General features: G+C 64.6%; 9 protein-coding genes. 2 read left to right on the plus strand and 7 right to left on the minus strand.

The window, feature by feature from the left end:
- Positions 1-44 precede the first annotated feature (44 nt).
- Both I8J29_RS15455 and fdhD read left to right on the plus strand, forming a co-directional pair.
- Positions 45-2,423 carry an FdhF/YdeP family oxidoreductase gene (locus I8J29_RS15455; protein ID WP_208848449.1) on the plus strand — a complete coding sequence of 793 codons (2,379 nt, stop codon included), beginning with the start codon at positions 45-47 and terminating at the stop codon, positions 2,421-2,423.
- Between the two features lie 78 nt (positions 2,424-2,501).
- A complete protein-coding gene (gene fdhD, locus I8J29_RS15460; protein WP_208848450.1) occupies positions 2,502-3,308 on the plus strand; it encodes a formate dehydrogenase accessory sulfurtransferase FdhD in 807 nt (268 codons plus the stop codon).
- A gap of 87 nt (positions 3,309-3,395) precedes the next feature.
- Here fdhD and I8J29_RS15465 read toward each other — a convergent pair whose 3' ends face one another.
- The 7 genes from I8J29_RS15465 to I8J29_RS15495 all read right to left on the minus strand — a co-directional run bounded on the left by I8J29_RS15465 (position 3,396) and on the right by I8J29_RS15495 (position 14,364).
- Entirely contained in the window at positions 3,396-4,679 is a 1,284-nt protein-coding gene (locus I8J29_RS15465; protein ID WP_208848451.1) for an alpha-L-fucosidase, read from the minus strand.
- A gap of 190 nt (positions 4,680-4,869) precedes the next feature.
- Positions 4,870-6,528, minus strand: a complete 1,659-nt coding sequence (locus I8J29_RS15470) for a type 2 periplasmic-binding domain-containing protein (RefSeq protein WP_240546227.1) — start codon at positions 6,526-6,528, stop codon at positions 4,870-4,872.
- Positions 6,529-6,680: 152 nt separating this feature from the next.
- Positions 6,681-7,580, minus strand: a complete 900-nt coding sequence (locus I8J29_RS15475) for a carbohydrate ABC transporter permease (protein ID WP_090639312.1) — start codon at positions 7,578-7,580, stop codon at positions 6,681-6,683.
- A gap of 14 nt (positions 7,581-7,594) precedes the next feature.
- Positions 7,595-8,500 (minus strand): ABC transporter permease, encoded by a 906-nt coding sequence (locus I8J29_RS15480; protein ID WP_338113177.1) that lies wholly within the window; start codon positions 8,498-8,500, stop codon positions 7,595-7,597.
- 429 nt (positions 8,501-8,929) lie between these two features.
- Positions 8,930-11,143 carry a cache domain-containing protein gene (locus tag I8J29_RS15485; protein ID WP_208848453.1) on the minus strand — a complete coding sequence of 738 codons (2,214 nt, stop codon included), beginning with the start codon at positions 11,141-11,143 and terminating at the stop codon, positions 8,930-8,932.
- Positions 11,144-12,359: 1,216 nt separating this feature from the next.
- A complete protein-coding gene (locus I8J29_RS15490) occupies positions 12,360-12,863 on the minus strand; it encodes a glutathione peroxidase (protein ID WP_208848454.1) in 504 nt (167 codons plus the stop codon).
- 205 nt (positions 12,864-13,068) lie between these two features.
- Positions 13,069-14,364 carry an outer membrane protein assembly factor BamB family protein gene (locus I8J29_RS15495; RefSeq protein ID WP_208848455.1) on the minus strand — a complete coding sequence of 432 codons (1,296 nt, stop codon included), beginning with the start codon at positions 14,362-14,364 and terminating at the stop codon, positions 13,069-13,071.
- Positions 14,365-14,468 lie beyond the last annotated feature (104 nt).

Consider the following 14,468-nt stretch of genomic DNA (forward strand, 5'->3'; position numbering starts at 1 on the left):
GCCGGCGCCCGCATGCCGCCGACGTTCGAGAGGAGACGCTTAAGATGGGGAAAACGAAGCACACGGGACCGGTCAAGCTGCCCGGCCGCCCGGATCCCAAGCTGTGGGTCAGCAAAATGCCGTTCGGGCTCGGCAAGGTGAAGCCCCACCATATCCGCGACACGCTGAAGGTCGTGGCGGAGAACCGCGACAATCTGCCGTACGCGTACCGCATCCTGACGCAGGGCGTCTGCGACGGCTGCGCGCTCGGCGTGTCCGGCCTGCACGACCGGACGCTGGCGGGGCCGCACGTCTGCACGACGCGCCTCAACCTGCTGCGGCTGAACACGATGCCGGCCATCAAGCCGGACGTGCTGCACGCGGACATCGACGAGCTGCGCAAACACGACAGCGCCGCGCTGCGGAAGCTCGGCCGCCTGCCCTACCCGCTCATCCGGCGCAAGGGCGAGCGGCGGTTCAGCCGGCTGTCCTGGGACGAGGCGCTCGATCTGATTGCGGCGCGCATCCGCGCCATCGATCCGAAGCAGCTCGCCTTCTACCTGACGGCGCGCGGCATCACGAACGAATCGTATTACGCGGCGGCCAAGGCCGCCCGCTTCCTCGGCACGAACAACATCGACAACGCCTCGCGCATCTGCCACTCGCCGTCCAAGACGGCGCTGAAGCGGTCGGTCGGCATCGGCGCGTCGAGCTGCAATTACAAGGACTGGATCGGCACGGACGTGCTCGTCTTCTGGGGCAGCGTCGCCGCGAACAACCAGCCGGTCTCGACCAAGTACATGTATGCCGCCAAGCGCAAGGGCACGCGGATCATCGTGATCAATCCGTACCGCGAGCCGGCGATGGACGGCTACTGGGTGCCGTCCATCGCGGAATCGGCGCTGTTCGGCACGAAGCTCGCCGACGACTTCTACCAGGTCAACATCGGCGGGGACATCGCCTTCATGCACGGCGTCATGAAGCATTGGTTCGACATGGAGGCCGCGAAGCCCGGCTCCGCGGTCGACCATGCGTTCGTCCGCGAGCACGCGAACGGCTACGACGCTCTTCGCGCGCACGCGCAGCGCCAGGACTGGGCGCAGCTGGAGCGCTCCTCCGGCCTGACCCGCGCGCGGATGACCGAATTCGCCGAGCTGCTGGCGGCCGCGAAGTCCGGCGTCTTCGTCTGGAGCATGGGGCTGACGCAGCACCGCTTCGGCACGGACAACATCTCGCAGGTCGCGAACCTGGCGCTGCTGCGCGGCTTCCTCGGCCGCGAGCACTGCGGCCTGATGCCGATTCGCGGCCACAGCGGCGTGCAGGGCTCCGGCGAGATGGGGGCCGATCCGTTCAGCCTGCCCGGCGGCGAATTCAAGGGGATGGACATCCCGCGCATCGAAGGCGTCTGGGGCTTCCCGCTCCCGCGCTGGCAGGGCGACATCGTCGGCGTCACGCTGGAGAACGCGATGCTGCCGGACGACCACGAACGGAAGCTGAAGGTGTTCTACACCTCCGGCGGCAATTTCCTCGAGACGATGCCGGACCCGGACTTCGTCCGCGCGTGCCTCGAGGCGGTCGACATCCGCGTGCACCAGGACATCGTCCTGAACACGTCGACGCTCGCCGACGCGCGGGAGGCGGTCGTCGTCCTCCCGGCCATGACCCGCTACGAGCAGCCGGGCGGCGGCACGTCCACCTCCACGGAGCGGATGGTGTATTTCTCGCCGGAGATCGCCGGTCCCCGCATTGAGGAAGCGCGCGCGGAATGGGCCATCTACGGCGACCTGGCATCCCGGGTGTATCCGGAGCGCGCCAAGGCGGTCGTCTTCCGGAGCGCCCAGGCGCTGCGCTCGGAAATCGCGCTCGCCGCGCCCAATTACGACGGCATCCAGTTCCTGAAGGAACGCGGCGACGTGTTCCAATGGGGCGGCGCGTGGCTGTGCGAAGGGGGCGTCTGCCCGACGCGGGACGGCCGCGGCCAGCTGCTGCCGATCGAGCTGCCGGAGCTGCGCAAGCCCGAGGGACATTTCTACGTGACCTCGCGCCGGGGCAAGCAGTTCAACTCGATGATCTACAGCGACAAGGACGCGTTCAACGGGGCCGACCGGTACGACGTGCTCATGCACCCAAACGACGGCGCGAAGCACGACATTAAGGAAGGCGACCCGGTCGTGCTCTACAATGCCAGCGGCACGTTCCACGGCCGGGCCAAATTCGCCTCCGTCGCGCCGGGCAACCTGGAGCTCTTCTGGCCCGAATGCAACGCGCTCATTCCGAAGAAGGTGTACGAACCTCATGCCGGCATCCCCGAATACAACGCGGCGGTCGTCCTGGAGCGCGCGGACACGTACCATGCGCTGAAGGATACCCGCTACGTGGAGAAGCGCATCGCCGAGCTGGACCATGAAGCGGACGAAGAAGAGGGCCGCCATGCGTCGACATGACGGACGGCGCCGCGCGGGCGCGGCGCCTCGCGGAACGGACGCCGGCCGAGGCCCGGCGACAGGAGAGGAGGAGACGGCATGCTGCCCCGTATCGTAACGACCTGGCCGATCCGCAAGTACGCGGACGGCGCAGCCATCCAGCGGGAGGACGACATCGCGTCGGAATACCCGCTGACGCTGGAGGTGGACGGCGAAGAATTCGCCACGATCGTCTGCTCGCCGACGGATCTGGAGGAGCTCGCGATCGGCTTCCTCGCGTCCGAGGGCATCATCCTCGAAGCGGCGGACGTGAAAGAGCTGCGGATCGACGAGGCGCGCGGCTACGCGTACGCGTCGCTGCACCGCCCGCAGTCGACGGGCAAGGACGACTACGCGAAGCGGTTCATCGGCTCCTGCTGCGGGAAGAGCCGGCAGTTTTATTTTCGCAGCGACGCCCGCACGGCGCGGACGTCGATGACGCGGATGACGCTGACGCCGGGCCAGTGCATGGCGCTCATGCGGCTGCTGCAGCTCGAGTCCGCCGACTTCCGGCTGACCGGGGGCGTGCACAACGCCGCGCTCTGCACGGCGACGGAGCTGCTCGCCGCGCGCACCGACATCGGCCGGCATAACGCGCTCGACAAGCTGTTCGGCTATGCCCTGCGGGCGCGCATGCCCGTCGCGGACAAGATCATCGCCTTCAGCGGCCGGATCTCCTCCGAGGTCGTCCTGAAGGCGGCGAAGATCGGCGTCGGCTTCCTGCTGTCGAAGTCCGCGCCGACGGACCTCGCCCTGAAGCTCGCCGACGACCTCGGCATTACCTGCGCGGGCTTCATCCGCGGGCAGGAAATGAACGTGTACACGCACGGGCACCGGATCGTGGACGAGAGCTCGCCGGACGCGTAAGGGCGCGGCGCGCATGCACGCGAAAAAAGGCGTCTGCCGATAACGGCAGACGCCTTCGTTATGCCCGATTGCCCGTACCCCGCGCCTCTAGAACGCCAGCGCCGGGTCGCCCGCGTAATGGACCGAAAGCCCGCGCAGCGCCGGCTCCCCTTCGCTCGACGTCACTTCCACGATGACGCCGGCGGCCTTGACCGCCGGGATGCGGACGATCGCTTTATGTCCGATGTTGCGGCCTTCGTAGATCGCGACGAGCCGGCGGGACTTCGCCGACACGATCGACACGGTGAACGCCTGCACCTGCTCGCCACCCGCCAGTTCCTCCTGGAGGATAATGTGGTCGATCAGCTGCGGCTTCTCCGCGTCGTACCGCCACTGGCGGCCCTCCCGCGCGAAGTCCGCGAGCGTCGCGAGCGGCGAGCCGAAGCGGCGGCGGATCTCCTCGCCGAAGCGCGCGAGATGCGCGGTATCCTTGGCCGGCAACAGGCCTTCGCGGTTCGGGCCGATGTTGAGCAGCAGATTCGCGCCGCGCCCCACGGACAAGTAGTAGAGCCCCATCAGCTCGTCGACGCTCTTGACGAGATGCTCGTCTTCGTCGCTGTAGAACCAGCTCTTGCCGTTCGCCCGCATCTGCACGTCGCATTCCGCCGGCAGCCACAGCCGCTCGCCGAACCGTTCCTTCTCCTCCGTGTAGATCGAGAAGTCCGCGGAATCCGCGACGTTCCAGCACGGCACCGGCGCGATGCCGTCCTCGTTGCCGACCCAGCGGAAGTCGGGATCGCCCATGTTGAAGATCAGAATCTCCGGCTGCAGCCCGCGGATCGTGCCGATGATCCGGTTCCAATCGTATGCGTGGTCCTCGGAGCCGCAGCCGTCGAACCACAGAATGTCGATGTCGCCGTATTCGGAGAGCAGCTCCGTGATCTGGTTGACGAAGTAATCGTCGTACGCCTTGGCGTCCTGCGTGTAAAAGTCGGCCGAGCCGTCGAAAGGCGAATAATACAGCCCCGCCTTCAAGCCGTGCTTCCGGCAGGCGTCGACGTAGTCGCGCACGACGTCGCCGCGGCCGTCCTTCCACGGCGAAGCCGCGACCGTGAACCGGCTGTACTTGGACGGCCAGTTGGAAAATCCGTCGTGATGCTTCGCCGTCAGCACCGCGTACTTCATCCCCGCTTCCTTGGCCGCGCGGATCCATTGCTCACAGTCCAGCCGAGCCGGATCGAAGGCCTCCGGGGTCATCGGCCGCTCGTCGAAATCCGCGTACCCCTCATAGAACGTGCGCAGCCCGAAATGCAGAAAAAGCCCGAATTCCCAATCTTGAAACGCCAATTGCTTCGCCGTCGGCACGACGCGCGGATTCGTTTCCGTTGTCATCGTCAGCCCGCCTTTCGATTATTGTCGCTCTGCATGGAATCATTTCGACGGCGGGCTGCCGGCTTCCTTCGCCCGTTCGCCGCGTTCCGTCTTTCCGTTCATTCGGATCGCTCGGGCCTCCCTCGGGACGGCCCCGGAGCTCCGAAACAAGAGAGCCGGCCCGAAGGCCGGCTCGAGCGCATGCGCCGGTTTACTTTTTCTCTAGGGCCGACTGGTAGATCTGCACGTACTGCGGGAGGTTCAAGCCGTCGAACCCTTTCACGTACGCGTCCCAATCCTTGTCCAGGCTCTTGTCGCCGATGATGAACTGCGCCATGTTGGACTGCACGTAGTCCTTGATCGACGTCGACAGCTGCGCCATCGTGTCCGTGTCCTCGGGACGGATGAACGTGCTGGACGGATAAAAGGCTTTCGGCGCGTACGGCGCGTACGTCTTGGTCGCGTCGGCGAGACGCTTCTCGTAGCCGGCGGAGGTCAGCGGATCCTGCGCCGTCGCGAACAGGTCGCGGAAGTCCTTCGAGAGGTCCTTCGGCCCGAGCAGCGTCCAGCTGTCGTTGCGCACGACGTTCGGGTCGACCGGCTGCAGGTTGGAGAAGCTGTACTTGGCCGGCTTGCCGTCGATGTTCTTCTCGTCCGCTTCCGCCTTCTTCCAGCCGATGCCCTCCTTGACGCCGTATTCGCTCAGCAGCGCGCCTTCCTCGCTGAAGGCGTAATCCGCGATTTGGATCGCCGCGATCTGCTGCGCTTCGCTCGCCTTGTTCGTGATCGCCATCGCGAACTCGCCGAAGCCCTGCGACATCCCCGCGAGCTGGACGCCCTCCGGCCCTTTCAGCGGCGGCACGATGACCCAATGCTTGTGGCGCGTGATGGTGTCGTCGTATGTGTTTACGAGGTAACTGAGCAGCGCCGTCGTGATGGAGCCGACGACCTCGTCGCCCTCGCGGTTGCCGAGCTGGCCGATCGCCTGATCGTTCTGCGTGAACGACGCCTTGTCGATCAAGCCCTCGCCGTACAGCTTGTGCATGTAGGCGAGTCCTTCCTTCCACTGCGGCTTGTTCGGCGCGAAATCGACCTTTCCGTCCGCGACGGTCAAATATTTGTCGTTATCGTTATAGATGAACGCGTTCATGAGGTAGGCGTCGATGTTGCCGTTCCAGACGTACTTGTTCGGCGCGCCGGTCAGCGGGATCTCGTCCGCTTTGCCGTTGCCGTTCGGATCCTTCGTCTTGAACGCCTTGAGCACGGCATAAAGCTCGTCCGTCGTCGTCGGCACGGAGAAGCCGAGCTTGTCGAGCCATTCCTTGTTGATCCAGAACTTCTGCGAGAAGGTGCAGTGATAGCATTCGTTGAAGCGCGGAATGCCGTAGATGTTGCCGTCCGGCGCCGTCATCGCTTCCTTCAGGTACGGCTTCTTGTCCATCATCGCCTTCAGGTTCGGCGCGTATTTGTCGATCAGGCCGTTCAGCGGGATCAGCACGCCCTGCTTGCCGTACGTCAGCAGGTCCGCGTTGGTGAATTTCCCTTCCAGGAACACCTCCGGATAGTCCCCGCTCGCGAGCAGCAGCTGCCGCCGGTCGACGAGCGCGTCGGTCGGCGCGAGGTCCCACTTGATGGATACGTTGAATTTCTGCTCGACGTACTTCGTGTAATCGTTATCCTCGAGCGGCGCCTTCCCCTGCGGCGCGAAGAACCCGATCGTCACCGGCTTCGACGCCGTCCCTTCCGGCGCCGCCGAACCGGCCGTGCCGGACGCACCGCCGGCGTTGTCCGAACCGCTCCCTCCGCAGCCCGATAACGCGAGGCTCGTGATCACGATTAGCATAAGCGATACCCATATGGACTTTTTCAACCTGCCCTCTCCTCCTTGGATCGTACGAATGTCGGTCCGCCCCCCGCGTATCCGGGCCGGCCTCCCCCTTGCCTTCCTTGAACGTCTCGCCGCCTTCTGCCGCGCCTCACCTCCGTGCTTACTATTCGCCGCGTCCGCCGTTCCCGCCGCCGTCAGCCTTTCAAGGAGCCGATCATGACGCCTTTGACGAAATGCTTTTGCACGAACGGGTACAGGATCAGCACCGGCACGCAGGCGACGACGATCAGCGCGTACTTGAGCACCTGCTCGAAGCCCTTGTCGCGCAGCTGCTGCGCCGTGTTGGCCAGCATCTCGGGATCGGCCGCGTTCAGGATGAGCATGTTGCGCAGCACGTACTGCAGCGGAAACAGATGCTCCGACCGCAGGTAGATGAGGGCGTCGAAGTAGGCGTTCCAATGGCCGACCGCGTACATCAGCGTCATGACGGCGAGGATCGGCTTCGACAGCGGCAGCACGATGCTCCATAGATACCGGGTGTCGCGGCAGCCGTCGATCTGGGAGGCCTCCTGCAGTTCCTGCGGAATCGACGCCATGAAGAAGGTGCGCGCGATGATGACCTGGAAGACGGAGAACGCCCCGGGCAGCCAGAGCGCCCAGCGGGTGTCCAGCATGTGCAGGTTCTTGACGAGCAGGTACGTCGGAATCAGCCCGCCGCTGAAGAACAGCGTGATCATCATCAGGATCATGACGTACTTGCGGCCCGCCATCGTCCGCTGCGACAGCGGGAACGCCATCAGCACGGTGAAGGCGACGTTGATGAACGTGCCGACGACGGTGTACACGATGCTGTTGTAATACCCGAGCATCAGCTGCGAGCTCTGGAAGATCGACTTGTACGCGCGCAGCGAGAACTCCACCGGCACCAGCCACACCTGCCCGGACACGACCGCGTTCGGCGAACTGAGCGAGGAGCTGAGGATATAGAGCAGCGGGTAGAGCACGGTCAGCGTGATCGCGCCCAGCAGCGCGTAGATCGCGCCGAGCAGCAGGCGGTCGCCGAACGGTTCCCGAATCTTGACGTTGGCCGGCATGGGCGGCCTCCTTCCTACCATAGGCTGTTGTCCGACACGCGGCGGGCGACGGCGTTGACGGCGACGAGCAGCGCGAGATTGATGACGGAATTGAAGAGTCCGACCGCCGAGGAGAAGCTGAAGTTCGCGCCGACCAGGCCGACCTTGTAGACATAGGTGGAGATGACCTCCGACGTGCTCAGGTTGAGCGGGTTCTGCATCAGGTAGATCTTCTCGAAGCCGACCGCCATGACGCTGCCCAAGCTCAGGATCAGCATCGTGACCGCGATCGGAACGAGCGACGGCAGATCGATGTGGAGAATTTTCTTGAACCGGGACGCCCCGTCCATGCGCGCCGCCTCGTACAGCGACGGATCGACGCCGGCCAGCGCGGCGATGTAGATGATCGACGCGTACCCCATCTCCTGCCAGACGCCGGACCAGACGTAGATGGACTTGAACAGCTTGGGCTCGCCCATGAAGTTCGTCGACGACCAGCCGAAGAACGTCAGCACCCGGTCCACGACCCCGACGTGCGGCGACAGCATCAGAATGATGATCGACACCATGACGACGGTCGAGACGAAATGGGGGGCGTACGTAATCATCTGCACGGACCGTTTGAAGAAGCCCGTCCGAATTTCGTTCAACGCCAGCGCCAGCAGGATCGGAATCGGGAAGCCCGCCAGCAGCGAGTACAGGCTGATGAGCAGCGTATTCTTGATCAGCAGCGGGAAGTTCGGCGAGCGAAACAGCTCGTGGAAATGCTTGAAGCCGGCCCACGGGCTGCCGAGAATCCCTTTGACGACGTTGAAATCCTTGAAGGCGATGACCACCCCGAACATGGGGATGTATTGGAAAATAATCAGATAGAGTACCGGAAGCAGCACCAGGAGATACAGCTCCCAGCTTCGCTTCGCTTTGATCCAGGCTTGCGCCATCCGCAGCTCTCCTTCGCTAAGAATCATGCCCGCTCGGCGATCCCGGCGTCGGCGCGCGTCGGCGCCGGCCGTTGCCGATCGATAGCCCGATTCTAGCCCGCCGCGCCGCGAACCGGCAATGCGTATGATTCGCGGAGCATGCAATTTTCTCCAGCGGCGCCGCGCGACGGGGCGCGGTGAGCCGGGACGGAGCGCGGGTAAGCAGGGACGGGACGGGGCGCGGGTAAGCCGGGACGGGCGCGGATGAGCCGGTGCGGGGACTTCTCGTTTTTCTACGCTTCGCGTTATTCGCCAGGACGGGACGCGGCGATCCGACGGCAGTGCCGCCCGCCGCGAGCCGGCTGCCGTGAGCCGGCTGCCGTGCTTATCGCTCGAAACGTAAACAACCCCGAAAGCCGCCGTGGTCGGGCGATTCCGAGGTTGCGCTGTCTATCGGGCCGCCTGCTGCTTGCGGTAATCGCTCGGCGAGAAGCCGGCCACGTTCTTGAACGCCCGGTTGAAGGAATTATAGTTGAAATATCCGACCTGCGCGCTGATCTCCTGCAGCGAGTCGCCCGTCGAGAGGAGCAGCTGCTTCGCCTTGTCCATCCGCAAGCCGATCAGGAAATCGACGAAATTGCAGCCGCATTCCTCCTTGAACAGCTTGCTGATGTTCTTGGCGTGAATCGCGAACTTGTCGCTCAAGTAATCGAGCGACAGCTCCGGGTTCGAATAATCGTCCTCGATATACGCCCGGATGTCGGCGATGACGGTGCGGGTCCGCTGCGAATCCTTCAGCGCCTGCAGCCGGCCGGCGGCCGCTTCGAAGATCAGCGTGCAGCCCTGCTTCAGCTCGGCCAGCGTCTCCCAGTCGCCGAGCAGCTCCAGCAGCTCGTCGTCGGCTTCCTTCCAGACGTTCCGGTAATCCTTGGACAGCTCGAGGAACGCGCGGTTCAACTGCTGGTGCAGGAACTGCATGAAGCTTTCGATCTCCTTGCGCGACGAGACGGCGTCCGCGATTTGGCCGAACAGCTCGTCCAGCCGCTTCCGCCACGCGCCGTCGGCCAGCCGGATCGCCTGCGTCAGCGCATGGATCGTGCCGAAATAATCGTGCGCGCGGTAGTCCGTTCCGTCCGCGTCCGCCGAGACGAGCAGCCGCCCCGTGCCGAGCACCGCTTTATGATGAAGCAGATTGCGCGCGATGGCGTGCGACCGGCGGATCTCCTCGAGGTTCGCCGCCATGCCGTGCACGCCGGCCGTGACGGTGAACGACAGGTTCGCGCGCACCCATTCCACGATTTGCTCGCCGATGACGGCGCTCAGCGCTCCCCCGTCCTCGCCGCCTCGCACCCAGACGATCGCCGACAGCCGGCGGTCGGACACCCATTCGGCCCAAGCCGAGGCGCCTTCCAAGCCGGCGATCTCCTGCGTCACGCTCGAGACGACGAATTTCAGCATCGATTGATCCTGCAGCCCGTAACGTTCGGCGAACCGCGCGTACCGGTCGATCTCCAGCTCCAGCATGAACGCCAGCGCCCCGGCAGGGTTGATATGGAAGGCTAGCAGATCCGTCTGCCACTCCGATTCGCGGATCGGCCCCATGCCTTCGACCGCCTCCTGGAACCGGTGCTTCTTCCTTAAAATGATCGTTTCCTTGTCCTTCTGCCGCGTTCGCGTCGTCTCCTCCATCAGGTGCTCGAGCGCACCGCGGATGAAGCCGAACTCGTTGCGGCCCGGCCCGATGTCGTGCTTCAGCAGCGCGCTCGTCCGGATGAGCGACACCAGCTGGCTGATCGGCCGGTAATTGCGGCGCGTGACGTGCACGACCCACGCGACGCCGAGCAGCACGACGGCGACGGCGGTCATCATCCAGATGCTGTAGAAGTCGAGCGCGAACTTGGACAGTCCCCCGCTCGCCGGACCGCTCTCGAACACCCAACCGGTGTACGGCGACACGTAGCGCGACAGCACGCTACGCGTCCGCTGCCCGACGGGCAGGTCGTCCATCAGGACGCCGCCGTCCCGGTCGCCGATGCGGATGAACGTCTGCTCGGGGTTGTACATCGGCGCGATCGTCTGCTTCAGCTTCGCCAAGCTGACGTTGACGACGATGTAGCCCTGCTTGTCGGTCGTGAACAGCGGATAGCCCTGCACGAGCGAGATCACGTCCGCCGGCGTGCTTGCCGCGTACGGCCGGAAGGCGCGCTTCCCCGACCACTTCTCGGCGACCTCTCGGCCCTCAAGATACGGCCGGATGAACGGCTCGTCCGGGAAGTCCGCGCGCTGCCCCGCTCCGTCGCCCAGCACGAACCGGTCCTTCGCCCGAATGAAATAAACGGAATCGATGATGCCGTAATTCAGCTTCCAGTCGTCGATTTTCTTGGTCGCTTGGATGTTGCCGTAGACGTCGTCGCCGTTCGTGCGGAAGAACCGCTTCAGGTCGGCGGAAGACAGCGTGTCGCGCAGCACCTGGTAATCAAGCGCTTTCAAAGAATTGTCCGCGTACCGCACGGCCTGCTCCGCCAGAAACGCGTTGGCCTTCAGCGCCTCCTTCCGGTTCTGCTCGCTCAGCGACTGGAAGAAGGCGACGAACAGAATCGTCACGACCACGACGAATACGGGAAGATAAGATAAGAGCAATTTGCGAAACCAGCTGCTGTTCATGGATCTCCTCCGCCTTTCCGGCCACGCGCCGACATTCATCCTGCCAGGAAGAAAACGAGATCGTCCGCATGGACCGCGGATCCTGCCGGAGCCGGCGATGCGATGGCAGATTAGCTGACATGTCGGCGCGAATCCCGAGAAATGTCCATTTTACACCATTCGCCTGCGTAATTCTACCGCCGTCCGACCGGAAATCGACGCCAGCGGCGAATGTTCCCGTTTCTCGCCGATCCTTCGCTTTTTTCCGTCGAACGCTTTTGTATAAGGATAAAACGCGCCCGCGCCGCGCTCAATGGGATTTTTTCGGCGACTTCACCTTTTTCGCCGGATGCATGCCGGCATGCGTTTTTCCGGCGCCGGACGCGCGGAAAATCGCGCCATCCGCGAAAAAAGCCGCGCCGGAAGAGGCGGCTTGGCGCCGGACGCGCGGGCAGGAAGAAAGACCAACCGGGGAGCCGGTTGGTCTGAGCGAGCGCCGAACGCGCGGGCAGGAAGAAGACCAACCGGGGAGCCGATTGGTCTGAGCGAGCGCCGGACGCGCGGGGCAGGAAGAAAAGACCAACCGGAGGAGCCGGTTGGGCTGAGCGGGCGCCGGGCGCGCGGGCAGGAAGAAGACCAACCGGGGAGCCGGTTGGTCTGAACGGGCGCCGAACGCGCGGGCAGGAAGAAAGACCAACCGGGGAGCCGGTTGGTCTGAGCGGGCGCTGAAGGCGCGGGGCAGGCAGCTTGAGCTGCGAGTTGCGGCCCGAAGGCCCGCACTCGCTGCTTGGTTAGGCAGTTGCCAAGGTCATCGTGCGTCGGAAGCCGTATCGACTCGCGCAGGCCGGCTCCGAAACGGGCACGAGCGGCTGTTCGCCGGGTTGTGCCTCGTTGCCGGACAGGAGCGCCGCTATTGCTCGCTTTTTCGAGTAATCGCCAATTGTGCGGCCACACGTTCCGTTATTTGCGCTCCGGGGCTCTAATTGGGGCGCAATGATGGCGAATAACGGCTCTCATGGCCGCCAAATGGCGAAACAAGGCCAATTTGCCGAAATAGCGGATCTCCTGTCCGCGAAATCGGCCGGCGATATCGAAAACGGCCACGGCCGGGGTATCGTGCCCGGCACGCGACTGGCCCCCACCGCAGTCGGCTCGCGGCAAGACCGCACCCCCGCGCAGGCCCGGCACGCCGTTGCTCCCGCCGCGGGCCGCCCGCGGGCGCCCTGCATGCCTGCCCTTAGCCGGTCGGAGTGCCTTTCTTGGCGCCCGCGAGCAGCTTCTGGATGTGCGCTTCGAACTTCAGCGGCTTCGTCGCGGGCGAGTAGCGCTTGACGACGCGTCCTTCCGCGTCCACGAGGAACTTCGTGAAGTTCCACTTGATGGACGAGCCGAAGAAGCCCGGCGCTTCCTTCTTCAGATAGCGGTACAGCGGGTCCGCGTTCTGGCCGTTGACGTCGATCTTGCCGAGCAGCGGGAACGTTGCGCCGAAGTTGATCTGGCACGTTTCCTGCATCTCGCTGTCCTTGACCGGCTCCTGCTCGCGGAATTGGTTGCAAGGAAAGCCGAGCACCGTAAGTCCCTGGTCCTTGTACTTCTCGTGCAGCTGCTGCAGCTCCCGGAACTGCGGGGCGAAGCCGCATTTGGTCGCCGTGTTGACGATCAGCAGCACCTGGCCGCGGTAATCGGCCAGCGGCTTCGCTTCGCCGCGGGACGTCTTGACCGTGAAATCGAAAACGCTCATCACGAATCACCTCGTTTGATTTTATACAATGTTATTTTAAACAATTAAAAACCGTTTGAAAAGCGAAAGTTTATCCGGCGCTTCCCCTTATGAACGGCTGCCTCGGCGGGAACGCAAAAGGAGCGCCGTCCGCCGGGGACGCCGCTCCTTAGTTTGCCGTTTTCCGCTCTTCTATACGCACGGGCATTCCGTCTCAGCCCGCTCGCTACGCCGACAGTCCCGCCGGCTCCTTGAACGCGAGCAGCCTGCCCTTCGCCTGGACGATGATCATGGCGCCGGCCTTCAGCGTCGGCCCGGTCACCTGCGCGTCCGTCCGCACCCGCATCGCCGGCCGTCCCGACGCGAGGTCGACGACCGCCAGCGCCCCGTCCGTCTGGGCGACGTACAGGCCTTGCCCGATGAGGTCGAAGCGCGCGATCGGCTTCTCGAGCCCCGCGTTGTAGGAGAGGCGCGCGCCGTCCGCCGTCCTCACGCCGTAGACGCCGTCCCCGTCGGAGAACAGCAGCCGCCCGTCGTACGGACCGGCCGCGTACCGCAGTCCCCTCGCCTGATTCGCGACGTAAACGTCGGGCCGGACCTTGGACGGATCCGCGTTCAGCGGGTACCGGTACACGGCGTGGCCGTAGCCGACGAAGACGTCGTCGCCCTGCAGCAGCAGCTGTCCCGGACCGTAATACACCACGGCCGCCGGATTGACGCCTTCCGGATTGTACACGCGGGACTTGACGATCTTGCCGGTCGCGAGGTCGATGGCGTCCAGCGTCGTCAGCAGCGCGTGATCCATGATCGTCTGCTCCCGCGCGGCGTACGCGATCCCGCCGCGCACGTCGATGGGCAGGCTTTCGTTCGCTAGCTGCCACGACTGCTTGCCGCTGCGAACGTCGATCGCATGCAGCACGTAGGAGCTGTAAGCGCCCGTATCGACGCTCGACGCCAACAGGTAATGCCCGGCGAACAGCAGATCGCCGTAAAACTCCCCCTGCTTCCACAGGAAGGCGCCGTCGGCGAGCCGGAACGCCGCGACCTGGCTGCCCTGGACGTACAGCCGTCCGCCGTTCGCGTACAGCTTGCGGGCGTCCGGGACCGGCTTATCCGCCGTCCATAACGTCTTGCCGGTCTTGGCGTCCACCTCGACGGCCCGGCCGTCCTCGGACATGGCATAGACGCGTCCCCCCGAGGCCAGCAGGGGCGCCTTCAGCTTGGCACCGGACGACCACAGCGTTTTGCCCGTGCCGGCCATGACCGCCTTCAGCTTCCCGCGCTCCAGGAAGAACACCCGCTGCGCGTCCGCGGCGACCCTGCCGCCGCCCGTCGAATCCTCGTCGCCCGGTTGATCCGCGGCATGCGTCCAGGCCAGGGCTGCGTCCGGCGTTAGGGCCGCGCCGGCGGCGCCTCGCCCGCCGGAAGGGGCATGCCGGCCCGCGCTGTCCGCCAGAACGGTCGTCGCGCTCCCCAAGATCGTCAACGCCAGCACGACCGTGGCCAGCTTCATAGGCCGCATGGCCGGCACCCCCTCTCCGTTCACGTTGGTAAGTAGACGGGTCCTTCGCGCGAAAGGTTTCGCTTTAGGCATAATTGCCTTCATTTAACACAACATATCCGTTA

Source organism: Paenibacillus artemisiicola, assembly GCF_017652985.1.
GTDB classification, from domain to species: Bacteria; Bacillota; Bacilli; order Paenibacillales; family Paenibacillaceae; genus Paenibacillus_Z; species Paenibacillus_Z artemisiicola.

Excerpts from the sequence above, each read along its gene's own strand:
- I8J29_RS15455 (WP_208848449.1), top strand. The coding sequence starts at position 45 with ATGGGGAAAACGAAGCACACGGGACCGGTCAAGCTGCCCGGCCGCCCG.
- fdhD (WP_208848450.1), top strand. The coding sequence starts at position 2,502 with ATGCTGCCCCGTATCGTAACGACCTGGCCGATCCGCAAGTACGCGGAC.
- I8J29_RS15465 (WP_208848451.1), bottom strand. The coding sequence starts at position 4,679 with ATGACAACGGAAACGAATCCGCGCGTCGTGCCGACGGCGAAGCAATTG.
- I8J29_RS15475 (WP_090639312.1), bottom strand. The coding sequence starts at position 7,580 with ATGCCGGCCAACGTCAAGATTCGGGAACCGTTCGGCGACCGCCTGCTG.
- I8J29_RS15480 (WP_338113177.1), bottom strand. The coding sequence starts at position 8,500 with ATGGCGCAAGCCTGGATCAAAGCGAAGCGAAGCTGGGAGCTGTATCTC.
- I8J29_RS15485 (WP_208848453.1), bottom strand. The coding sequence starts at position 11,143 with ATGAACAGCAGCTGGTTTCGCAAATTGCTCTTATCTTATCTTCCCGTA.
- I8J29_RS15490 (WP_208848454.1), bottom strand. The coding sequence starts at position 12,863 with ATGAGCGTTTTCGATTTCACGGTCAAGACGTCCCGCGGCGAAGCGAAG.
- I8J29_RS15495 (WP_208848455.1), bottom strand. The coding sequence starts at position 14,364 with ATGCGGCCTATGAAGCTGGCCACGGTCGTGCTGGCGTTGACGATCTTG.